The following is a 22647-nucleotide window of genomic DNA, read 5'->3' as shown; positions in this document are numbered from 1 at the left end:
AAATATTATCAACCAAATATTTATTATGGAGAATCAATCTTCATCTCAAGTATTTCTAGGTCGGTAATACAAGGATTTATTGTTGAACTATTACAATTCCTACAACCGAAAAGACAGGAACAAAGATAATGGGTGTCGATTTAGGCCTAAAAGTTCCCGCTGTTGCAGTAACAGACGGTGACAGGGTTCGTTTCTTCGGAAACGGAAGACGAAATAAATATATGAAACGTAAGTTTCGTAGTGTCCGCAAGCAGTTAGGAGAAGGTAAGCAATTGAATGCTATTCGTCAATATAATGATAAAGAACAAAGATGGATGAAAAACGAAGATCACAAAGTAAGTCGTAAAATTATTGATTTTGCAATATATAATAATATTTCTGTCATTCGATTGGAACAACTAACGAATATTAGACAGACGGCAAGAACAAGCCGTAAAAACGAAAAAAATCTACATACTTGGTCATTTTATCGTTTAGCACAATTCATCGAGTACAAAGCGACATTAGTTGGTATTAAGATCGAATATGTGAACCCTGCTTATACGAGTCAAACCTGTCCAAAATGTTCTGAAAAGAACAAGGCACAAGACAGAAAATACAATTGTAAATGTGGGCTTGAGAAACATCGCGATATCGTTGGGGCGATGAATATTCGCTACGCAACTGTGATTGATGGTAAGAGTCAATCAGCCTAAGCACCTATATGGTCTGGTTTAGGAGGGGCAATGAGATGCCCTCATCTTGAAGGTTGTTCAAAACAGAAATGGACTGCGAACGCTTAGTCATTCAAGAATCCCACCCGTTAATCCGTAAGGATTAGGGCTTGCGAATTCAGTCGTGGGAGTCTCAAATTAAGGATTTGGATAATTATTAAATAAGAATATTCATATTTAATAGGGCTAAAATGTTTGCACCAATATAGCCAATTAAATACTTTGAGTTGTTTAAACTAGAACCCATAATTCAGCAACAGATTAATTTTAATGTTCGCTTGTACTGATAGGGAGAGTAATCTTAATGGAAGTCCCCTTGTTCACTTCACTTTCAATATGTATCTTTCCTTGATGTGTTTCAATAATTTTATAACAAACCATTAACCCTAAACCAACTCCGCCCTCTTTAATACTGTAAAAAGGTTCTGCAAGATATGGCATTCGATCTTTGGGAATTCCACATCCTTCATCAATAAAAAGAATACTTATTTGATTATCTTCTTGCTTTCTGGTTTGAATCAATATTTCTCCTCCATTTTGCATGGACTCAATTGAATTTTTTAGAATATTAACAAATACTTGTTTTAATTGATTTCCTTCACAAAGTATCTTTGGAATATCAGGTGCAAGATCTATTCTAATGTATATATCATGCAATGTCGCTTGAGGCTGAAGTAATATTATAACTTGTTCAATTAACGCACTAATATTATTAGGCTGTGTTTTTATCGCTTGTGGTTTAGCCAACGCCATGAATTCATTCGTAATGCTTTCCATACGATCAATTTCTGCAGAAACTATATCTATATATCGTTGATTATTTTGATTATCCTTTAATTTAAATAAATCCATGAAACCTTTCATTACTGTTAGCGGGTTTCTTATTTCATGAGCAATTGCAGGAGCTAATTGACCCACTAAAGCAAGTTTTTCAGACTTTCTTAATAACTCTTCGGTCTTTAAGCGTTCTGTTATGTCCCGCGAAATACCTAGGAAAACATCTTTCCCATTTAGCTTGAAAATACGAATACTAAATTCCGTAGTTATTTTCTTCTTCGTATTAAATTCATAATCTTCTTGGAAAGTGAAGGAACGTTTGCCTGCTTGGATCTTTTGAATTAATGTTTTATAAAATTGTGATTCTTGAGAGACAATATCCAAAAATGGCATAGACAGAAGTTCACTTCTACTACTATTAAATCGTTTACAACCAGCAGGATTCACTTCAATAATTCGAGTTGGTAATTGGTCTTTACTTAATTCTACTAAATATACAGCATCAGTTGCTTGCTCCAATAGTGCCCGATATTTCAATTCACTTTCTTTCAATTGCTTATGTAATCGATTTTGTTCTCTTTCTACTTGCTTTTTTTCAGAGATGTCTCTATAAATTATTGATAAAGCAATTATATTTCCTTCCATATCTCGGATGGGGGAAATTATCAAATTCACATCTACAAGACTCCCATCTTTTCTTTGTCTAACCGTATCTAATCGTATATTTGTAGATTTTTCCGACAATATTTCCTCAATTATAGTTAAAGATTCATCCAATAGAAAATTTGGTATACAAGGTAACTTTTTACCAAGGATTTCTTGTGTTGACCAACCAAATATTTTTTCATAAGCGTTATTAGTATGGAAAATATATCCTTCCCGATTAGAGAAAACAATTGCATCTACATTATGATTTACAAATGATTCTAACCTCTCCTTTGTTGAACGTAATTCTAATTCCATACCCTTCCTATCAGTAATATCAGCAAGCGAGCCAACAACTTCAACAACTCTTCCATTTTTCCTAATAGGTCTAAGTACAATTAGTATGATGGTCTTATCATTTAGCCAAGGTATTTCAAACTTAACTTCTTGTCCTTCCCATGCTCTTATATAATATTTCAATAATTGAGGAACTATATGAGATGGGATAATAGACGAATCTATGGTACATAGACTTTTTCCTACCATTTGTCGGGGATCAAATCCATTTTGATGAAAAAATTGCCCATCACACATTGTGTATATAAAATGTTTATTTATTTTTTTAAATTTAAATATTCCTCCCTGAATTTCATGAACAGTATCTTTAAGCTCCCCTCTTGCTTTTTCCAATTTTAGATTTATTTTCAATAAATTCTTGATGAAATAATATAGTTTACGATAGGCCTCTATAAAAAGAATTCCTATTAAAAGTCCAATACTTATAAATAATAGGCTTGGGATATAAAAAATTTTCGTTGTTACAGGAAGTAATAACTTGTCTATTAATCCTGTTACACCTATGCAAACTGCCAGATAAAGAAAAGAAATTTTATATGGATGAAAATTTTTAATATATATATTGGAAAGAGTAAACAAAATCCCTATTCCTAAAAAAAACACTACCTGTAATTTTAAATCACCACTAAAATATAGAAACTGCATTAAAGTAATACTAACTAATGTAATCCAGCCAGCAGTACATCCAAAATACACAAATGAAAGAATAAGTGGTACAAACCGTAAATCATAAAAAATCCCCATGTACTCAAATGAAAAAAACATTAAAGTAACAGCAGTAACTCCTCCATAGAACTTTTTAGAAAATCTGCTCAACTTTAAAGTGAAAATATGAACAAATACTGCTACACTGGCCAAAAAAGAAAGAATAGTAATATTAATGAAGATTTCTTTGATAATCATATATCTTCCCCTTTTACTTCAATGTTATTTGGCAGAAATAAAATTAATCCAATTTGGAAAAATTTCCACTAACTATTTAATACCTATAAAATATTATTTCGAGAAATAAAAATTATATAAATTTAATAATAAAATACAATATTTTATGAAAATTAATAGTGCTTAATAACCAGAATAGAAACAATATTTAAACTTTAATTGGTTATAATGGTAGCATTTTTTATAAAACGATACAACAAAAAAATACAATATTTTATAAAATTCGACATTTTTTCACAAGATGACTTTTACTATTATGTAAGAGTAATAGATAGAATTTATCCACCTTTTAGGGTATTAATACAAGTATGTTAAGTTAAATAGAAAACTTTCGAATTTTTTTATTTCTACATTTCACATTAAGTGATTTGTCGAAATGTGTTGATTCGTGGGATGTTTTTGTCGAAATGTGTTGATTTTTTAAATTTTCTGAATTAAAATTCTTTTATAGCAAATTGAAAGGGGCTGGTAATCTCCTACACTTTATCTACCTTTGTGAGTTTAAAAAGGAGGTGATATTTTCAATAAAAGTAAAATGACTTCCGCAGGAATTGGACAATTCTAAGAGTCTTAAAAAGAACTTATATAGGTTCTGGTGAATAGTTTTATAGTGTCGCAATATGTACATTTTATTATTACGCGGAAAGTAAGCGCTTTCTATTTTAAGGCTTAAAAAATATGGAGATATAAAGATTATTATTTTACAACCTTTATATAGAGTGACAATGGTACAGCCAATATAGAGATATGTTGTAAATAAAAAAATCAAACTACTTTATTATAATCCAAAGAAGGAGCTAAAAATATGAAGAAAAACAGTAAAAAGACAAAACAGATTTTATCTCTAGCTATGATTGGGGCTATTAGTTCATCATTTGCATTTACATCCCCAGGTTCAGTAAGTGCGGCTCAAATTAGTTCTGTTCAAAACATTGCACAACAACAAAATGCATATATAGCGGATTGGCGTGAACCTTTCCAATCCGCCTATAAATATATGCACAACTTACATCGTAACTATTTTATTTCCGAAACAGCAGAATATGAACTTACTAAAATTTATCAGACATCAGTAGAACAAATTGGTTCACCTACTATTACTAATTCAAGTAGTTTATTTGTAGGGAGGTCAACTTTAACTAATAATACCAACCAAGATCAAACACTTACTACAAATGAATTTTCAAAGACTTTTGAAAATTCCGTTACAAATTCTACTACGAATGGATTTAATTTAGGGGCAAGCGCTTCTGCAACATTTAAAATTCCATTAGTTGGAGAAACAAGTATTGAACTGTCTACTGAATATAATTTTTCAAGTACCGAGGAAAAAACAAAGACTGAAAGTTACACGTATACCGCTAGCGCACAAAATATTGTAGTACCTGCAAATTCATCTGTAGAAGTTGTTGTGAGCTTAAATACTGCTAAAATAAATGGAAATGTAAATCTACTTTCTCGCATGGATGGGACAATTACTTACGATAGAAGCCTAAATGGTGGCCATAATTCTTCTAGGTTTACAGAATCACTAGGGAGCTTTACAAAAACAGCTTTGATATGGGGATCCCAAAGTGGTTTACGAGTTGATGGAAATAACAATTTATATTTAGTAGGGACAGGGAGCTACTCAGCAGAATACGGAACGGAATTCCTTGTAACTGTAAGACCTGTTGAGAAACCTAGAGGATTTACTGCTGCCCCTAGTGAATTGACTAATGAAGGTTACACATATACAGTAAAACCAGAAGTTAAAAAAGAACAGTAACGAGTTTTGAACTTCTAGCATTTCTGGTGAATAAAGTGAATAACAAACCGGCAGGTTCTGGTGCAAGAAATCTATAAAACTTGGATATACTGATACTAGTACTCTAAAAGGACGTGATCAGTCTGAAAAAGCAAAGTCTATTCAAGTTGAAACATTATCGCTCACACAACGATTATACGCTGGGTTTTTGTTTCCATGTTTTCTATAAAAAATTACGTTTATAAAGAAAGAAGAGCTTATATCAGCTCTTCTTTCTACAAACTATTTCATTCTTACTGTCCTATTTCACACAACTTTTCTACACTTACATAGCATTATTATCTTTGCACCATCACTCGATGTTTTTCAACTGTTCTTCCAATGACCATTCAGCTGGCTTGCTTTCATTAATAAACCAAACCCCACCTTCTTCCAACCATTTTTTTCTATACTTAACAAACGTATGTCCCTGATCACAATCATCAAATCCAAATTGAAAACCACAGCACGGACAAATCTCATATGATGGATCACCATCTTCATCATATGGTGGCTCTAGTAATTCATTAAATCCACAAACTAAACATACAAAATTCATATCACTGTTATTCATCATATCATCCTTTAAATTATTATTGTCTATCAAAGTATTTTTTCTTTCCTTTTGGCTTAAAGTACGTAGAAATGTTCTTCTTTTTACTTAGAACCCCAAACTCATTAGTCCGGGTATTATAAACTAATTTTTTCCCTTTTCTATGTTTCACTAAAATTGTAGAACTTGGTTTCGAATTTAAATGATTACGCGCACCTTGTAAATACTGCGCCTTATTAATCTTTCCAAATTCTTTTTGTTTTTTTACATGCTTCTGATAATGTCCTTTAAACAATTTATCATTTTTAAAATTTAGTTGTTTAGGAATGTTAGGTTCTGTTGCAAAGTTTTCTAAACGAAACTAAAATGTGAGAAAAATGATTCGAGGAGCATGATACATGGGATATTTTAAAGGGAAACAATTCAAAAAAGATATTATTTTGGTAGCCGTTGGCTACTACTGTCGTTTTTCTTTAAGCTATCGTGATGTATCTGAAATCTTGAAAGAGCGTGGAATATCAGTTCATCCAACAACAATCATGCGTTGGGTGCATGAATATGGCAATCTTATTTATCAAATCTGGAAAAAGAAAAACAAAACTGCTCAATTATCATGGCATTTAGATGAGACCTATATCAAAGTCAAAGGGGAGTGGCTTTATCTTTATCGTGCGATTGATCGAAAAGGGTATACATTGGATATCCAACTTCGTAAAACAAGAGATCATCAAGCAGCATTTAAACAATCTCATTGAACAAGACCATAGGCATGTAAAAAGGCGTTTTGGCAACTCCACAGGATTTCAAAGTCTTCGTCATGCCTCATATTGAAACCGTTCATGCTCTATATAAACGAAAACGAAGTTTGTAACAACCAAACTTCGTTTTTTCGACGTATAATGAATTACAACAATTACTAACGATTGCATAAAATCCATCTGCAATCATACCAACTTTTTCTCTGTTAAGAAACTTTGCAACAGAGCCCTTTTTCTTCTGAAAAAACAACTTTCCCCTTTTCCAAATAAAAATCCCCCTTTAAGAAAAAATAAGCCGTTTTTTATATATAAATTAGTTGTGTGACGCTTGATAATCATAAATCTTTTTACGAATAGCGGATACAATAAATTCTTCAATAGAAATATTCGTTTCTTTTACAATGTTTGTGATTGCATGGTATTCACTGCTTGTTATCGTTACTGCCTTAGTGACACTACTGCTATCTAAATACACGCTATTATTAAAACGTCTTGTTAATTTTCCTTCTATTATATATGGAGTTAAACAATCAATCCATTCTACCTGCATTTGCATTGGTAATTGAATACTGGATTGACGAACATCAAAGTACCAAAACCCATCTTCCTCAGAAATCTTAATATTTCTTGGTGATACATACTGTAATACTAAGTCAATTACGTGAAAAATGTTACTTCTTAATTGATTTGATTTAGGAAAACGAAATTTTACAAACTTTTGGTGATGACTTCTTGGTTTATCGGATAAAATATATGCAGGATTATACCCCATTTTAATTGCATCTTCTAGTGTCATATTGTTTCCAAACTCATCGATCAGCACAATATCTCCGCGCTTCGGAATGGATATAATGCGTGCTAATTTATTACCTTCCATAAATTTTTGGAACAATACTACATTATATTTTTGTGAGAATGTATACAGCGTATTAGCCTGATCCAATTGCTGTACCAATCCGTATATTTCTTCCTCGTTTACAAATTTAGTCTCACGATTACGATGTTTCTGTATAGTACAAGTCAAATCTCCTTCTTCTATCCACTTTTCAAGTTGATACATGCTCACATTATAATCTTTTGCTGCCTGATATAAGGTAATTCCTTCTGTTTCACGATCTTCTTTCAACTTTTCTATGTCTTCTCGCTTAAATAAAAAGCTACCATCTAAACGCCAGGTCTCTCGATTAATTGGATTTAATTGTCCTTGTTTCATAAGAGTACTAAAAATGAAGCTACTAATTCCTAAGTAAGCTTTTACTTCATTCGTATTCATATTTATTTCCTGTCTTTCAAACATACCTTTTCCTCCTATGTGTAAACTTCTATTATGTGAATTCAATAATTTTATTATGTAAAGTTAAACTAATAAAAATATATAATGTAAATTAATTATAACACAATTATAACTTAATTTATTTTTTAAAATATATGAAATGAAAATTCATTTTCTAATTAAATTATCTTTTATATAATTATAAATTATATAAAAGATAATTTATAAAATCAAATAGATAATAAGAATAGAAAATAGAACATTTTCTATTCTTATTATCTATTTACTAATAATTAAAGTTTAATTTCTTTATATAACTAGTTTTACATGTATATAGGTTATAATATTATTAGATTATAATTCCGTTAGGAGTTGATATATGATGAAATTTGAAATGAATACACTACATAAGAATAGTTCATTAGAAATTATTGAAAAACAAAAACAAGAATTTGCAAATATAATTGCAATTTGGAATGAGGATATTCTAAAACAAGCGGAGCGAAGAAAAGAAAATAATGAGCGAGAAGAAAAACAAACGTACGATGGTTTTTCTGATGAAGAAATACTGTACTATTATTTAAACCGACAAACTCATTTTGATAAGGAAAAACGGATAAAGGATAATTCACGTGTTTTATATGCTCGTGATCTAAGTCAATTTTATTTTTTTATTAAGCAAAGCACAGAGTTTCTGCAGCAAGATGTAAAGGATTATGAAGTTGGCCAAGTTTGGAGGAATCTTAGAAAACGGCATATCCGTAACTACCAAAAGTGGTTGTCACGAGAGGCTATCTCTTACCAATCAAAAGAAAAATATAAAGTATCTACAATTAGTCGAAAGCTTGGAGTTATACGTTCTTATTTAAGATGGTTATATGAGATCCAATATATTCAGCAACCTCTTCATGTAGAGATATTAAGTACAACAGTAGGAAAACAGCAAAAACAAAAGCGAGAGTTATCCTATGAGGAAGTAAAACAACTACTAAGTTATTATCAGAATAACGAAATCAATTACGCTCTATTATCATTTCTGGCGACAACCGGTTTACGTGTGGCAGAAGTATCCCACGCAAAATGGGAAGACCTTGAATACGATTCAATGCGTGACCGTTATTACTTAACGGTGGCTACAAAAGGTGATGATGAGAGGATCGTTTCTATTAATAAAGAAATCTATAATCGTATAGCTGCGTTTCGTTTACGCAGGAGATTGCCTATTGATATTGGAAATAAAAACGGTGGGACTATATTTCAAACAAAGAACCATACTTCCTACAGAGAGAATTATCTATCTCAGTATATTTCTAAGATCATCAAAGAGACCAAACTACCATTTACAGAGAATATGCGCATCACCCCCCATTTCTTTAGACATTTTTATGTACAGTATTTATATGATTACAAAGGGCTACCGCCTCATATTATAGCGGCTGCAGTTGGCCATAAAAATGATAGAACTACAAAAGAAAATTACTTGAAGCAAAGACTTACTAAAGATAATGATGCAGGAAATTTAATTGGTGATAACGAATTTTAATATGTAATTAATACATATTAAAATTAAAATAGACCAAGGTGAAACCAATATCGACTTCACCTTGGTCCGTTTGAATTGTTTTAAATATTTATACTGCATAGACTTCAATTTTTGTAGGATTAGAAAAGCGGCGTTCTAATTCTTTTTTGATTTTTTCAATAGCAAAGAACGCAGAAGATGCATATACAGTGATTACTTTTTTTATGAAAGTATTACCTGTTATTAAAATGTATCTTACTGAATATGATGAAATCATACTCTCACCCTTTCGCATATCTATTGTGTTTAAGATATATGCCGATAGGTGTGGATATATTCTCAAAAGATATAAAATAAGTAAGCAAGTGGAGGTTCTGTTACAAAGTTTTCTAAATGAGGCTAGACTCTAAAAAAAGGGTAAGGAGAATCACAAATGCGATACTTTAAAGAAAAACGGTTCAAAAAGGATATTATCTTGGCAGCTGTCGGCAACTACAGTCGTTTTTCCTTAAGCTATCGTGATATCTCTGAAATTTTAAAAGAGCGTGGTGTTTCAATTCATCCAACAACCATAATGCGTTGGGTTCATGAATACGGAAACCTTATCTATCAAATTTGGAAAAAGATAAACAAAACTGCACACCATGTTTGGCATTTAGATGAGACGTACATCAAAGTTAAAGGGGATTGGTGCTATCTTTATCGTGCAATTGATGGAGATGGGTATACTTTGGATCTTCAACTTCGTAGAACATGCGATCATCAAGCAGCTTATATGTTTATGAAGCGATTAATCAAAGTTTTTGAAGAACCAACAAGAAATCTTGAATCACAGCACACCACAAATTACACTTGAATATATTGGTATCAATAAAGAAGAAAAAGATAATATCTTAGATACATTTCAAATTTAAAAAATAAAAAGGGAATGCTTGTATACTAATCTATACTGCATTCCCTTGTTGTAATTGTATATCCACTATATTTTTATTCATCCTTCTCCAAAATTAAAAAACTAACACCCGAATTTCTTAGTTTTCACCTCTTTCTAGATTCACTCTATTGTAATGCAAACTCCTCATTAAATATCCAATCTATTATCTATCGCCCCCCTATAGACCATAATAATTTTTAAAATAGTAATCCCAACTGTTATAAAAACAACAAATTAAATTTTTACAAAAAAAACAACTTGTATAAAAACAGGTTGTTTTCTTTTATAGGGTAAAACAAAGAAAGAGTGGAAAATCAATACAGAAACTTATAAATCACATAGAGTAAACTGGCCAATGAAGCTAAAAATTCAGAAAATTTAATCGCTAAGGATTTTCGTTTACTCTTTCTTTGTTGTTATGAGTTTAACATTAAAAATAACATAAATCAACAAAAAAATACAAAATTCTGATAAATTCGACATTATTCTTATAAATTTACATAACGGGTGTTTTTGCCCATCCCACGAAAAGGGGGAATAAGACAAAATACAACACAACAAAATAAATTTATTTTCTATTTTTCTTTAAATGAACTCTCTCGTGTTAACCTAGCTAGCATATCAGCTTCCTTAATGTTCTTAATGATTGTATCTAAATTAACTACAGTTGGGGATTTATTAAATTCATAATGGCCATAAAAATTGATATGTTGCCAGGCAACCGGTGAAATGTACTTTAATATGTTCATCTCAAGACCTTTATCCTGAGATTTTGTTAATAAATTCGATAATATATTCGCATTGTAATAAATGATACAATTGGTGAGTATCCTACTACATTCATTCCAGATCTGTTGATCTTGTTCAGTCTTGAAACGAAGTTTCCCAGAGTTCGCATAAGATACAGATCGACGTAATTTATGATAACTTTCCCCGCGGTTTAGTGCCTTTTGAACATTTTGACGTAATGATAGTGAATCAATATATTCTAAAAAATATAGGCTTTTGATATTATCATATTCTCATAATGCACGTTTTGTTTGATTTTTTCGTGCATAGGAATTTAACTTTCGAACAATAACATTTTGAGTAGTCGTTTTTAAAGCAAGAGATAACATAATTCGTTTAATATTGTCCTATTCTTTAATAATCAGCTCTTTATTGATTTTCCGTAAAGGTTTGATAAGTAATTCTTCATATTGGTTTGAATGCTAAAAACCATATAGGTTTCGGGATATTGTCGCATGGATATCCTTATATCTTGGTGCAAACTGATAACCAAATAAATCTAAAATAGCAAAATTCACCTCATTTGTTCCGTGTGTATCTGTAGAATGAATATTAGGTTTAATATCAGTTGTATTATTATATAAAATATCGAATACATAATGGCTTTCATGCTCATTCGCACCAATAATTCTTGCTTGAATCGGAATATGGTTGGCGACCATTGTATAAGAGGTAATTCCCTTATTCATTCCAAAATATTTAGAGGAATGACGGGACTGTAGCGTATGAATCTGCGTTTCGAATTTTTGCCCATCGCTACTCGAATGGATGAAATCCTCCATATTATAATATTGAACAATAGGAAGTTTACTTGTTGCATTACTGATGCAGTCATTTGCATCTTTTAACGTTTCTAATCCCATTCTATATAACCCCATATTTGTTCCCAAAGCTATTAAACATGGAATGAGAATATTATAATTTGCATTTTGTTTTGCATATCGTCCCAGGATATGTTCAAATTTATGTTAATTTACAAAATACATAATGCTTCGTATATCAATTTTGGGTAATACATCGAAAAATGAATGATTCATAGGATCTGAAACTCGAGTATATGGAACTGTCCACGAGTTATAATTTTCATACTTTTTCACTTGAATATATTTGTTTTTCCTGCAGTAATCCTTTTATTGATTTCGATAAAGCGAGATTCTAATCTATTTTCAAGTTCTAGCAAATATTGTTCAATGGGTTGTTTTAATGTATTTAAATTTAAATCGTTAATAAGAGCCTCTTTTTCCTTCCACTTACCTTTATCAAGTAAATCATCTTCAAAACTTCGATACTGTATACTATCTTTACAAAAAATATCTCCCGATTGTAAATGATGCCATAAGGAATAGTAAATTAAAAATTCATATCGATTTATCAGTAAACATTTTGAATGGGACCCATTTTTTGTGTAGAGATAACGTTTGTTGCCATTTGTTATAAAGGCTTGAGGAATATCTTCTATATCATATTTGGTTAAGGCTTTTCCTTTCGTAAAAGCTTCTTTTAGAAAAGCTATTGCATCCATAAGGGAATCATCTGTACCAGTTAACCATCATAAAAATAGGGCGAATCTGTCGTTTAAAATGCAAAGCTAATATATCAATACGTTCCCAACGGAACGCTTTTTCATCTATTTTCGTATTATCCAGGATTTGATTGTCTAGTTCAGTTAATTTCGGACGATCTAGGATAGAAAATACACGCTCTTGAATATCTTTAAATGCTGCATTATCTGAAATGTTTTCATCTACTATAACTTGTAAGACTTCACCTACTTTCTTGACATCCCCCTGGTTTTCTGTGTAATAGATGTATATCTGGTCTTTAGCAAAAGATAGTATATCATCGTTGTGTTTTCTCATTTTATAAATAAAGCTATTAATTAAATTATCATTCATTCTTTGATAACGATGAAGAATAAAGCAGAGTAAATAAATGTAAATAAGAGATTCATCCAACCGTTTTAATTTATATACGGAATAATATTCTACTAAAGAAGCGTAGTATTTTATACTTTCATTAGAAGTTTTTAGTTTAGGTAAGATTGTATTGGCCAATTGAAAGAGAGAATGAATGTCTTTCCTACATTCGATTTCACGTTGATTTACGGGATCAGTCTGTCCAAAATCAGAATATTTTCATCAGTCAGCTGTTTAGATTAACTGCTTAACAGGTGATTTCGTTAGGAATCCTTGATTCTTTTTTATTTATCATCTTTTTGCACCAGAACCCAATAAAAGAAACTATATATAATAGAAGGAACTCATCCTAAGTGGAAAAATAGAGGAATAACTGAGGCTAAATTCATAAAATTATTAGAACAGAAAAAATATTTTTACAAGAAATAAAAGAAAATGAGACCAAACCAAACTCACCTATAAACTGATATTTTGTAGTTCAATCTTTAAGGGATTTATTAATAGTTGTTCATATTTCCTCCTCAGTTACTTTTGAACTATTTCTCTTATAAAAAATATGAAGAAGTTCTAGAAATACATGAAAGTCTAAACTTTTTGAACGTGAGACAGGAAGCTCTAAACGGTTTTGGTGCAAATACTTAGGAAAGATATAAAGAGGCGAAAAGTTTCCTAGTGGAATCTAGCCGTAAGCAGCAATTCCAAATAGTTGATGGATGAACTTCACTTGACTTTGGACAGACTTGTCCAGTAAAATAATTTACCCTTTTTTTACCATATGCATAGCTTCTATTCCAGAAATAATGGATGTATCTGTGCGAAAGGATTTCAATCCTAACATCGAACGAACTCGCTTTTTAATAAACCGATGCTCTTGTTCCACGATGTTATTGAGATATTTCACTTGCTTTAGTTGGATGCCTAATGGAATCTTTTTTCTTTTCTCAATTCTTCAACTACTATAGGATAAGCTGGATTCTTATCGACTGTCACGGCACGAGGCTCAGAAATATGAAAAGACTGTAAAGATTTCTTGAAAAATCGCTCTGCAACCTTGTGGTTTCTTGCTTTGCTTAGGTAAAAATCGATGGTATTTCCTTTAGAATCGACAGCACGATACAGGTGCATCCATTGACTTTTCACTTTGATATATGTTTCATCGACTCTCCAAGAGTCATTGGTTTGCTTGAGATGACGACGGATTCTTTTGTCTAATTCAGGACCATACTGATGAGCCCATCGCATAATCGTTGTATGAGCAACGGATAAGCCCCGTTCCTACATCATTTCCACCAAATCACGGAAGCTTAAATTGTACCGTAGGTACCATCTTACTGTTTGCAAAATAATATCATGATGATAATGCTTCCACTTGAAAAAATTTCGCCTTTCCATACTGATCATGGCGTTACACAAAGCATGTCCCGTAGAGGAAACTGCTACGATAACGCAGTGATTGAAAATTTCTTTGGGATCATGAAGTCTGAATTTCTATACCGAAAAGAATTTGAGAATATAGAACATTTTAAGCAAGAACTAGCAAAGTACATAGCTTACTATAATTATAAAAGAATTAAGGCATGAGCTCGGTACAATACCGGACCTATGCCCAAGAAGCTGCCTAATGAAATAATGTGTCTACCTTTTTGGGGTCACTTCAAAAAGGTGTTCTTTTTTATACTTAAGCTAGAACTAGTTCTGGCACAGGAGCTTTAAAATGTATTCTTTTTTTAGTTTCATCTATAAAGCTGAATGGTTTCATAGGTAGATTTTCTAGTGTGTGTAGGTAATTACAAGCTTGTAATGGAACAAATGAGGTCATATTCCATACGTCCTTTTCATTAAAACCAATAGCGCGAATATTATGCATGAGTCGATCAATTGTGTAAGATCCCGCCGCTACATATCCTTTTGCCTGATACCACAAATTATTCCCTTCAATTTTTTGTAATGACTGACCACACATAGAATCTGTGTCAATACGATCTGTCATTGCAATAATGCCTTTGGAGCCAACGAGCTCTACAACTCGCCGTGCAACTTCTAAGTCTACATGCTCACTATCAAAATTCATACAGATTGTTAACAAACCTTCTGTAGCAGCTCTCATTAAAGTACCAGGAACTTCTCCAACAACTGTGTTTATATTATCTAGATTCCATTGGTCTAATCGAGCATTTTTTAATCCTTCTAATCTATGTGCTCTTTCCTGAGATGTTCTCCAGGTGTGTTTAAAATTATTAGGCATATCATTAAATAAATGGTCTGTTAATACAGCATCTGATCCAGTATAATTACTACGTTTTTGCGCCGTATCTATAACCTTCATAATAAGCTTTGAAGTTTCTTCTGGATATGCCTTTTGGAAGTGACCTAATGCGGGCTTAACCCCAGCTTCTACCAGCGTATCCACAATCCATTCTAAGCTTGGATGCTCCTCAGTTATATACTTCTTTAGATAGGAGTTTTCAGTCATAGCATCTGGAGAAAGTACAGTATAAATAAGACCATATTCTCCACAAGATGCAATCTTTTCCCATTCTTTTTTAGTTGGTGCCCAATTTCCTCTTTCTGGTGTGCCTGCAAAGCTGGCTAATAATGGTCCCTCTAATGATATACCTAAAATATTATGATAGAGTCCCTTTTTCTTTTGCTTATGAAAATCTTTCATAAAAGCTACAAATTGATCTAATTGGTTATGTGGAAGAAAGATAGAAGGTACACAGAAAATACCTTCATATTCGGCTAGTGTATTGACTTTCTCAATATCTAATTCATCTAAATTACTAAAATCATAATCACCGATTCCATGGCAGTGAAATTCTACTGGAATGGACGGAACTAAGTAAGCACCAGATTTCTTAGAAATCCCTTCTGCACCTATTTCAAAGTGCATCCACTCATTGTTATTATAGGAAATATTCGCAAGCTTCATGACCCCGCTTGTTTCAAGATAGGATGGACTAGTAAATGATGTGCTAAACTGCATAGAAGATTCCCCCTGGAAAATATTATCTTAGTTGTCATCGAAGACATATCATCATCCTAAAATATGGAACGCGTACCATGTCAACATCTTTATTATTATCTTCTATCAATTTAAGGTCGCATTTAGTTAACTATCTATAATATATTTACGCAGAATCATTATTTTTCTTTCTTTATCCATTAATTCTTTATCCATCTCTACAAGCAATGTATTGACTTGGAAAAGTTCCATTACTTTTAATTTCAAAGTAAAAGGAGCATTATGTTTTTTTAACCATTCAAATATTTGTAGTTCACTCATACCCTAAATACCCTCCTTTTAAATATCTATCAATTAAAAACACTAGTCGTAACGCCACTATGCCTATAGATCTCTATTCGTGTTACGCCAACTATTGTTCTTCTTGAGTTTATTTTATGGGAGTGGTTTCATGTCAATAGTAATAAAAATATTTTTGCATAATTGGGGGTACGGAAACGATTTGAGGGATGAGAAGTTTTTTAAACTTAGAGCCATTAATATAATTTTTACTATGCGGAAATTTATGAATTTACAGATAAAACTTACAAATCAGATGGTTTTGATATGGATAATTTTATGAAAAAAAGCATTGACATTTTCGCTTTAAATGTGAAATTATAGTAATTGTTATAAATATCCACACCTTTTTCACGGTAAACACGAACGTTTTTTTATTTAATACGGGTTAATATACACTTTTTGTGAATGTATATTAATCTGTATATCAACAGACAAGAGCAGAACTCATTTTGCTAAGAAAAGAGGTTTAGAGCATGTTAGATACCATCCGAAGGGAACTCCCGATGACTGTAACTCAGTCCTATTTCAATACAGGTGGAGCCGGCCTTATCCCGAAATGTGTGTGTAATGCCATTATAGAAGAATTGCAGTATGAGTTTGAAAAGGGACGAGTGAACCAAGGACAAAGAAAGCGATTCCAATTAAATCTCGAGATGGTACGTCATAGGTTGTCCTCAATCATTCATGCAAAATCGTCTGAAGTAGCTATAACAAACAATACAACTGATGGGGTTAATGTAGTTTTGTGGGGTTTACATCTGACACAAGGGGATGAAATTTTAACAACTAACAGTGAACATTTGGGTGCATTAGCTGGTTTATCTATTTTGAGCAGACTGAAAGGTGTTAATGTTCGATTCTATAAACCTGAGAATCATGTATTTGATCTCAATGCTTTTTTTACATTGGTTACAGCACGAACGAGAATTATTGTTATTTCTCATGTGTTTTGGACGACTGGGTGTATTGTTCCTATCCAAGACATTTGTAAGTATGCACATGAACGAGGAATTATTGTTTTAGTAGATGGAGCGCAGGCAGTAGGTGCTATGCCAGTGAATGTGAAAGAGTTGGATGTGGATTTTTATGTGTTTCCGGCACATAAATGGTTACATGGGCCAGAAGGTATTGGTGCATTGTACATTAAAGAGTCGATGCTAGATATCGTCAATCAAACCTTTGTTGGAAATGCTTCGTTTAATAAACATGACGGAACTATTTATTATTTTCCCTCTGAAGGAAGCAGGCGATTTGAGATTGGTACACGGTTCCGTCCTTCTATTCATGGATTTTTAGCAGGATTAAAGTGGCTTTGCGATGAGATGGGGATGAATACTATTTTCCCCATGATTCAAGCAAATACAGATATGCTAAGAAATAGAATCATCGAAGAAACAGCATTTCGTCCTATAGTGATGGAAACTGCTAGCTTAATAACTCTTCCTTTACCAGAAGGATTAGATTGTAAAAGCGTTGCAAAACAATTAGAGATACAAAATATTTTTGTTAGAGAGATTAAAGAACTAAATTCCATACGTATATCGGTTAGTTTTTTCCATACTACCGATCATATAGAAGCACTACTTCATCAACTAAAATAAATAATTTTAAAGGGGAGATTTCAATGAGTAAAGAAAAAGTAGCTGTATTATTCACAGGTGGTCGCGATTCATCATTAGTAGCATGTCTAGAGGCATTACAAGGAAAAGAGGTTCATCTATTAACATGTAACAGCGGTATAGGGATTAAAAGTGAGTTATCTGAAATTCGAGTAGAAGAATTAAAAAATCGTTTTCCAGAGCAAATTATCGGTCGTACAATATTACCTACATATGGATTATTTAGAAGTATTGCAATTTCTAAATTGGAAGAAGATTTTAAACGCTGGGGAGTTAATCTTGTGTTATTAGGTGATAAATTAGCTATTCACGCAGCTGCGACAGTATATTGCCTACAAAATGGCATTACACGAATTGTAGATGGATGTGTAGGCTATCAAAAGGATTTAGCAGAACAGAAAAATGTAGCTATTGAGATTTTAAGTAGATTTGAAGAAAAGTATGGAATTACATATGAGTGCCCTATTTATAATTTCGGTAGCCAAGATGATGTGAAATATGCATTATTGACAATTGGCTTGTCTTCAAAATCATTAGAGGGAGTGTCTGTGTTTGGAGATGCATTTAGCGAACCAACTGATGAAATGGTAGAGGAATATATGAATGATAAGCTTTCGATTTGTTATGATCATGTGACCCTTATGACGGACACGATGAATGTTGTTAATACATTTAAATATACGAACCCTGTTTTAGCATAGGAGAAGTTAGGAGCGTTAGGTACTATGATTCGAAAAATTGGGGCAGCAATCGTAAAGGATAATAAATTATTAGTAGTGAGTAAGAAGAAATCTCCTGATCATTATATGCTACCTGGAGGTAAACTCGAGGATGGAGAAGCCGATTTAGAAGCATTGAGGAGGGAACTGCAAGAAGAATTGCAGTTGGAGGTTGTATCGAGTACTTTGCTAGGTGATTTTGAAACACAATCTATGTTAGGAACGGAGTCAATGTTTTTAACAGTGTATGTTGTAAAAATAACGGGTGAACCGACACCAGATAATGAAATTGGAGCATATAAATGGATCCCAATTGATACACAAGAGTCAGAATATTTAGGCACAGGCATTACCAAGTTCACATTACCTGCCTTACGTAAGGAGATAACAGTATGTCCAAAGTAAATTCTAGGCTGGGAGCCTGGGCTGCCCTTATCGCTGGTATTGTGTTTGGAGTAAATTCCAATGTCGTAAAAGTAGCAAATAATACGGGGTTAACAACGTTGGACTTACTCATTTATCAATTCGGGTTTGCGATTCTCTATTTTATCGGTAAGTTCCTGTTCGCTAACAAAAGAAACAGTATTTCACAACCATATATGTCATTAATCAAGAACCCGTACAATTGGATAGCTGGTATTACGACAGTGTTAACAGGATTGTTTTACTATAACTCTATCCAATTAACAGATCCGAGTATTGCATCACTAGGCTTATTTCAATATCCGTGGATTCTTTTTCTGTTTGGGATTCTGTTTAATAAAGAGCTAGTGGTAGGCAAACATATAGTAGCCATTATACTGTTATGGATGGGAACTTTCTTGCTGATAGGTGGAACATTAGCACATGTGACTGTACCGGGGTTACTTTATGGATTTGCAGCAGGTTTATCATTTGCAACAAATTTATTTAGTCTGCAAAAGATAACAGATCATCCGTTCACGAAAGTGTTTATCTTCCTTATTGCTACAATCATGGTCTTGGTTTTCTGTTTCGGCCAGTATGAAAAATTACATCTTTTCACAGCGGATGCTTTGTCGTTTGGATTCATCACAGCAATTCTGGGGCAGATTATAGCATTTGAACTTCTGTCCTATGCTGCAAAAAATGTGAGCTCTGTTATGATGGCGACATTAACAACGACTGAATTGCCAGTCGCAATGTTATTAACATGGTTTATCTGGGGACCAATTCCAAATGTTATGCGGATTTCGGGATTGGCAATCATGGTAATTGCGATCCTATGGCTTAAATTTGAACAGTCACGATCTGTCACAGTCTCTATAAAGAAAGAAGTTAGCTCGTAAATATAACCGGATAAAGGAGAATCGTATGTTACAAGATATAAAACTAGTGCTCTTTGACTTGGATAATACCTTGTTTTCATTTGAGACTTATTGGACGCAAGCCACCACAGATACCTTTTATCGGTCTAATATCACAAAGCATCTGCCAGTTAAGGAGTTTTTTTCTCACTATCGACACTATGATCATCATTTTTGGGAGTTGCACCATCAGGGGCATATTTCCTTAGATGAAGTCAGGCAACAACGTCTTATTCATACACTTAAACATTTTAATCAGGAAGTTAGTGTAGAAGAGGCGGATACTTACTTCCGTGAGTTCTTCAGCCAGCTTATCTATTTAGTGAAGCCAGAAGAAGCTGTCAATGCGTATCTACGAGAATTAAAGCAAACTTATCAAGTTGGTATTATCACAAATGGAAAAGCCAATGAACAACGATCTAAACTCATTAAATTGCATCTGGATAAAGTGTTTACAGAAAGAGAAATCTTTATCTCAGAGGAGATAGGGGTTGAAAAACCGCAACGAGAATCCTTTCATATACCACTCTTACAGTATGGAATCGAGCCAGCACAAGCTGTATATATAGGTGATTCTTGGAATAATGATGTAGTGGGTGCGATTAATGCAGGAATGTCTGCCATCTGGATTAATCCAAAGGGAAACAAACCACCAAGTGAGCACAAGCCGTTATTTGTGACGAAGGATTTAATAACATTGAAAGAAAAATGGGTGTCTTTACAAACATCTAAAGTAGAAAACTGAAACAAAAAAAGAGATGGATTCTCCATCTCTTTTTTTATTAAAATAAGTTTCATTTACCCTTTATTATAATGTGTTTTGAATGTATACTTTTGTTGTGGATTTTGAGGATATCAGAGGAAGTGTATTGAAATCAATGTTTCAATACAATTTTTTTCTTTAGCAAAATAAGTTGATTTTTTCTATCCCTCTTGAATTTTTTTAATGCTTTTTCCTTCTAAAAATGCATGTCCCGTTTTAATTTTTTCTACTGTTTCATTAATTGGGATCACCCAAAGATTATCTAGTCCTCTATTCATTTGTTCTGAACTAAGGTATTCAACTTTTTTAAATATGTATTTTCCATACGTAAACAATCATTTTCCGCTTGTAGCGCCTCTATTGAACCTACCACTACACTTTTCTCTTTAGTTGTATTTGTTTTTTTCTTTTCCATGGATGTACGCCCCTTTTTCTTTGATTGTAAGGCATCCAATCCTCCTGTTTCATAAGCTACTTTCCATTTCCGAAGTGTTTCGCAAGAAGGAATATTGAAAAGTGCCGCCGTTTCCCTGATAGATGTTCCTTGTTTATTCATATAATGAAGTACATCTAGTTTATACTCAGAAGAATAGGATGTATAGCGCTTTTCAAAAGCTTTTTCACCTAAAAATTCATATCGTTTAATCCATTGATAGAGCTCTCTAGAATCAATACCTACAGATTTAGCAATTGTCCCCCCATCTTCAGTCCCCTCTAAATAACGTCGCACTGCTTGTTTTTTTTTTGAAAAAATTTAGCCATAAAAAAGTGCACCCCAATTGTTAGACACAGTCTAACAATTGGGGTGCACTTCATTTTGAATGTGGTCTTTTCTTATGTGGACTTTCTTTTAATAAACTCTAGTTCTAATGTATTAATGGTTGGAACATCTTTATTATTAATTAAATTACATAATAAATTTGCCGCTGTCTCACCCAACTCTTTAATGGGTTGATGTATCGTTGTAAGCTCCACTACTTTCGATATTGGCTGATTATCAAATCCTATAACTGCCAAATCTTCAGGTATCCGTATTCCCTGATTCTTAGCTTCGTAGATGATTCCGGCAGCTACATAATCACTTCCTACAACTATAGCCGTAGGACGATTCGACTGTTCTAGTAGTATTTTTGCTACTTCAATTCCATCCTCAATTGTATACCGCTCATCAAAGTACCAATTATCTCTCCATTTTAATCCGTATTCCTTTTGATAGTGAAAAAATGATTTTTTTCTACTCATTCCCACACCACTTTTAAGATTTCCTATACATAGACCAATGGCCTGATGTCCTTGATCTCTTAAGTGATTAATAGCCATTTGGATTCCGGACTCGTGATTAATAAATACATTTGCAATTTGTTTACTTTCAGAAGCTTCACAGGAAACGATTTTCCCAAAATAAGATACTTCATCGAGTATATGGCAAGGACTTATACATGACCCTAAAATAAGACCATCAACAAGCTTGTATTTTAATCTGTTGAAAAACTCTAGTTCTTGTGCAGGATCGTTATTAGACTGGTGCACGAGTAAACTATAACTATGCTTACTACACTCTTCACCTATTCCCTCAATTAAATTACTAAAAAACGGATGGTTAATTTTAGGTACAATTACCCCAAATACATTCGTCTTTCCTTTGGATAAGTTTATAGCATTGAGGTTCGGAACGTAATTTAATTCCTTCATGGCTTGTAAAACAGCATTTCGTTTTTCAGGTTTGACATAAGGATGATGATTGAGGACCCTAGATACTGTTGTTCGAGACACTTTTGCTTTTTTGGCTATCTCTGTAATATTAGTCATTACTATTACTCCTTACTATTATTCCTTACTAAGGTAGCGTCAGGATTTTTCTTTTTTACAACGTTAAGAAAAAGAACCCTTGTATATCAATGCTTCTTTCTATGTTTCATTGAGGTTTAACCCTAGTGAGACAAAATCAA

Annotated in this window: 14 protein-coding genes and 9 pseudogenes; 12 read left to right on the top strand and 11 right to left on the bottom strand. The window is 32.8% G+C overall.

Going from position 1 to position 22647, the window contains the following annotated elements; translation table 11 throughout:
* Positions 1-86 precede the first annotated feature (86 nt).
* Positions 87-695: pseudogene (locus ACP6L7_RS09740) on the top strand (RNA-guided endonuclease TnpB family protein); the annotation flags it as partial.
* Positions 696-980: 285 nt separating this feature from the next.
* On the opposite strand, the gene ACP6L7_RS09735 reads toward ACP6L7_RS09740, so the two are convergent.
* Positions 981-3395 (bottom strand): PAS domain-containing sensor histidine kinase, encoded by a 2415-nt coding sequence (locus tag ACP6L7_RS09735; protein ID WP_430529125.1) that lies wholly within the window; start codon positions 3393-3395, stop codon positions 981-983.
* A gap of 844 nt (positions 3396-4239) precedes the next feature.
* Between ACP6L7_RS09735 and ACP6L7_RS09730 the strand changes: the two genes are divergently transcribed.
* A complete protein-coding gene (locus ACP6L7_RS09730) occupies positions 4240-5202 on the top strand; it encodes an ETX/MTX2 family pore-forming toxin (protein ID WP_430529124.1) in 963 nt (320 codons plus the stop codon).
* Positions 5203-5533: 331 nt separating this feature from the next.
* Here ACP6L7_RS09730 and ACP6L7_RS09725 read toward each other — a convergent pair whose 3' ends face one another.
* Together ACP6L7_RS09725 and ACP6L7_RS36265 are read right to left on the bottom strand one after the other, a co-directional pair.
* Positions 5534-5794, bottom strand: a complete 261-nt coding sequence (locus ACP6L7_RS09725; protein ID WP_430529123.1) for a hypothetical protein — start codon at positions 5792-5794, stop codon at positions 5534-5536.
* Between the two features lie 19 nt (positions 5795-5813).
* Positions 5814-6101 carry a hypothetical protein gene (locus ACP6L7_RS36265; RefSeq protein WP_489686864.1) on the bottom strand — a complete coding sequence of 96 codons (288 nt, stop codon included), beginning with the start codon at positions 6099-6101 and terminating at the stop codon, positions 5814-5816.
* A gap of 70 nt (positions 6102-6171) precedes the next feature.
* Between ACP6L7_RS36265 and ACP6L7_RS09720 the strand changes: the two are divergent.
* Positions 6172-6644 (top strand): annotated as a pseudogene (locus tag ACP6L7_RS09720) (IS6 family transposase).
* Between the two features lie 200 nt (positions 6645-6844).
* Here ACP6L7_RS09720 and ACP6L7_RS09715 read toward each other — a convergent pair.
* Positions 6845-7828, bottom strand: a complete 984-nt coding sequence (locus tag ACP6L7_RS09715) for a DNA-binding protein (protein WP_430529122.1) — start codon at positions 7826-7828, stop codon at positions 6845-6847.
* 358 nt (positions 7829-8186) lie between these two features.
* On the opposite strand from ACP6L7_RS09715, the gene ACP6L7_RS09710 reads away from it, so the two are divergent.
* From ACP6L7_RS09710 to ACP6L7_RS09700, 3 genes and pseudogenes are all read left to right on the top strand, one after another.
* Complete coding sequence (locus ACP6L7_RS09710) at positions 8187-9347, top strand: tyrosine-type recombinase/integrase (protein WP_430529137.1); 1161 nt, start codon at positions 8187-8189, stop codon at positions 9345-9347.
* A 412-nt stretch (positions 9348-9759) separates the two neighbouring features.
* Positions 9760-10143, top strand: a pseudogene (locus tag ACP6L7_RS09705) (IS6 family transposase); the annotation flags it as partial.
* Positions 10142-10240 (top strand): annotated as a pseudogene (locus tag ACP6L7_RS09700) (tyrosine-type recombinase/integrase); the annotation flags it as partial. The pseudogenes ACP6L7_RS09705 and ACP6L7_RS09700, both read left to right, overlap by 2 nt.
* A 595-nt stretch (positions 10241-10835) precedes the next feature.
* On the opposite strand, the pseudogene ACP6L7_RS09695 reads toward ACP6L7_RS09700, so the two are convergent.
* Together ACP6L7_RS09695 and ACP6L7_RS09690 are read right to left on the bottom strand one after the other, a co-directional pair.
* Positions 10836-13148: pseudogene (locus ACP6L7_RS09695) on the bottom strand (Tn3 family transposase); the annotation flags it as partial.
* 496 nt (positions 13149-13644) lie between these two features.
* Positions 13645-14357: pseudogene (locus ACP6L7_RS09690) on the bottom strand (IS6 family transposase).
* 9 nt (positions 14358-14366) lie between these two features.
* Between ACP6L7_RS09690 and ACP6L7_RS09685 the strand changes: the two are divergent.
* Positions 14367-14587, top strand: a pseudogene (locus tag ACP6L7_RS09685) (IS3 family transposase); the annotation flags it as partial.
* A gap of 56 nt (positions 14588-14643) precedes the next feature.
* On the opposite strand, the gene ACP6L7_RS09680 reads toward ACP6L7_RS09685, so the two are convergent.
* Positions 14644-15951, bottom strand: coding sequence for an amidohydrolase family protein (locus ACP6L7_RS09680; RefSeq protein WP_430529121.1), 1308 nt, complete (start codon positions 15949-15951; stop codon positions 14644-14646).
* A 126-nt stretch (positions 15952-16077) separates the two neighbouring features.
* Complete coding sequence (locus tag ACP6L7_RS09675) at positions 16078-16251, bottom strand: hypothetical protein (RefSeq protein ID WP_430529120.1); 174 nt, start codon at positions 16249-16251, stop codon at positions 16078-16080.
* Between the two features lie 494 nt (positions 16252-16745).
* On the opposite strand from ACP6L7_RS09675, the gene ACP6L7_RS09670 reads away from it, so the two are divergent.
* Genes ACP6L7_RS09670 through ACP6L7_RS09650 form a run of 5 tightly spaced genes read left to right on the top strand, consistent with a single transcriptional unit; the run spans position 16746 to position 20680 of the window.
* Entirely contained in the window at positions 16746-17873 is a 1128-nt protein-coding gene (locus tag ACP6L7_RS09670; protein WP_430529119.1) for an aminotransferase class V-fold PLP-dependent enzyme, read from the top strand.
* A gap of 23 nt (positions 17874-17896) precedes the next feature.
* Positions 17897-18592, top strand: a complete 696-nt coding sequence (locus ACP6L7_RS09665) for a hypothetical protein (RefSeq protein WP_430529118.1) — start codon at positions 17897-17899, stop codon at positions 18590-18592.
* Positions 18593-18616: 24 nt separating this feature from the next.
* On the top strand, positions 18617-19015 hold the full coding sequence (locus ACP6L7_RS09660; RefSeq protein WP_430529117.1) for an NUDIX hydrolase: 399 nt from the start codon (positions 18617-18619) through the stop codon (positions 19013-19015).
* Entirely contained in the window at positions 19003-19917 is a 915-nt protein-coding gene (locus tag ACP6L7_RS09655) for a DMT family transporter (protein ID WP_430529116.1), read from the top strand. Before ACP6L7_RS09660 ends, ACP6L7_RS09655 begins: the two co-directional genes overlap by 13 nt.
* 25 nt (positions 19918-19942) lie before the next feature.
* Positions 19943-20680, top strand: a complete 738-nt coding sequence (locus ACP6L7_RS09650; protein ID WP_430529115.1) for an HAD family hydrolase — start codon at positions 19943-19945, stop codon at positions 20678-20680.
* Positions 20681-20859: 179 nt separating this feature from the next.
* Here the strand turns inward: ACP6L7_RS09650 and ACP6L7_RS09645 are convergent.
* From ACP6L7_RS09645 to ACP6L7_RS09635, 3 genes and pseudogenes are all read right to left on the bottom strand, one after another.
* A pseudogene (locus tag ACP6L7_RS09645) lies at positions 20860-21000 on the bottom strand (GNAT family N-acetyltransferase); the annotation flags it as partial.
* Positions 20988-21460: pseudogene (locus ACP6L7_RS09640) on the bottom strand (helix-turn-helix domain-containing protein); the annotation flags it as partial. The pseudogenes ACP6L7_RS09645 and ACP6L7_RS09640, both read right to left, overlap by 13 nt.
* Positions 21461-21532: 72 nt before the next feature.
* The gene (locus tag ACP6L7_RS09635; protein ID WP_430529114.1) at positions 21533-22507 is read right to left on the bottom strand and encodes a LacI family DNA-binding transcriptional regulator; all 975 of its coding nucleotides are present in this window, start codon (positions 22505-22507) and stop codon (positions 21533-21535) included.
* Positions 22508-22647: the final 140 nt, after the last annotated feature.

The organism is Bacillus silvicola, from assembly GCF_050524305.1.
GTDB classification, from domain to species: domain Bacteria; phylum Bacillota; class Bacilli; order Bacillales; family Bacillaceae_G; genus Bacillus_A; species Bacillus_A cereus_AT.
This window is presented reverse-complemented; position numbering and strand designations above follow the sequence as displayed.

Excerpts from the sequence above, each read along its gene's own strand:
- ACP6L7_RS09650 (WP_430529115.1), top strand. The coding sequence starts at position 19,943 with ATGTTACAAGATATAAAACTAGTGCTCTTTGACTTGGATAATACCTTG.
- ACP6L7_RS09635 (WP_430529114.1), bottom strand. The coding sequence starts at position 22,507 with ATGACTAATATTACAGAGATAGCCAAAAAAGCAAAAGTGTCTCGAACA.
- ACP6L7_RS09660 (WP_430529117.1), top strand. The coding sequence starts at position 18,617 with ATGATTCGAAAAATTGGGGCAGCAATCGTAAAGGATAATAAATTATTA.
- ACP6L7_RS09735 (WP_430529125.1), bottom strand. The coding sequence starts at position 3,395 with ATGATTATCAAAGAAATCTTCATTAATATTACTATTCTTTCTTTTTTG.
- ACP6L7_RS09665 (WP_430529118.1), top strand. The coding sequence starts at position 17,897 with ATGAGTAAAGAAAAAGTAGCTGTATTATTCACAGGTGGTCGCGATTCA.
- ACP6L7_RS09710 (WP_430529137.1), top strand. The coding sequence starts at position 8,187 with ATGAAATTTGAAATGAATACACTACATAAGAATAGTTCATTAGAAATT.
- ACP6L7_RS09655 (WP_430529116.1), top strand. The coding sequence starts at position 19,003 with ATGTCCAAAGTAAATTCTAGGCTGGGAGCCTGGGCTGCCCTTATCGCT.
- ACP6L7_RS09670 (WP_430529119.1), top strand. The coding sequence starts at position 16,746 with ATGTTAGATACCATCCGAAGGGAACTCCCGATGACTGTAACTCAGTCC.
- ACP6L7_RS09715 (WP_430529122.1), bottom strand. The coding sequence starts at position 7,828 with ATGTTTGAAAGACAGGAAATAAATATGAATACGAATGAAGTAAAAGCT.
- ACP6L7_RS09725 (WP_430529123.1), bottom strand. The coding sequence starts at position 5,794 with ATGAATAACAGTGATATGAATTTTGTATGTTTAGTTTGTGGATTTAAT.
- ACP6L7_RS09675 (WP_430529120.1), bottom strand. The coding sequence starts at position 16,251 with ATGAGTGAACTACAAATATTTGAATGGTTAAAAAAACATAATGCTCCT.
- ACP6L7_RS09680 (WP_430529121.1), bottom strand. The coding sequence starts at position 15,951 with ATGCAGTTTAGCACATCATTTACTAGTCCATCCTATCTTGAAACAAGC.
- ACP6L7_RS09730 (WP_430529124.1), top strand. The coding sequence starts at position 4,240 with ATGAAGAAAAACAGTAAAAAGACAAAACAGATTTTATCTCTAGCTATG.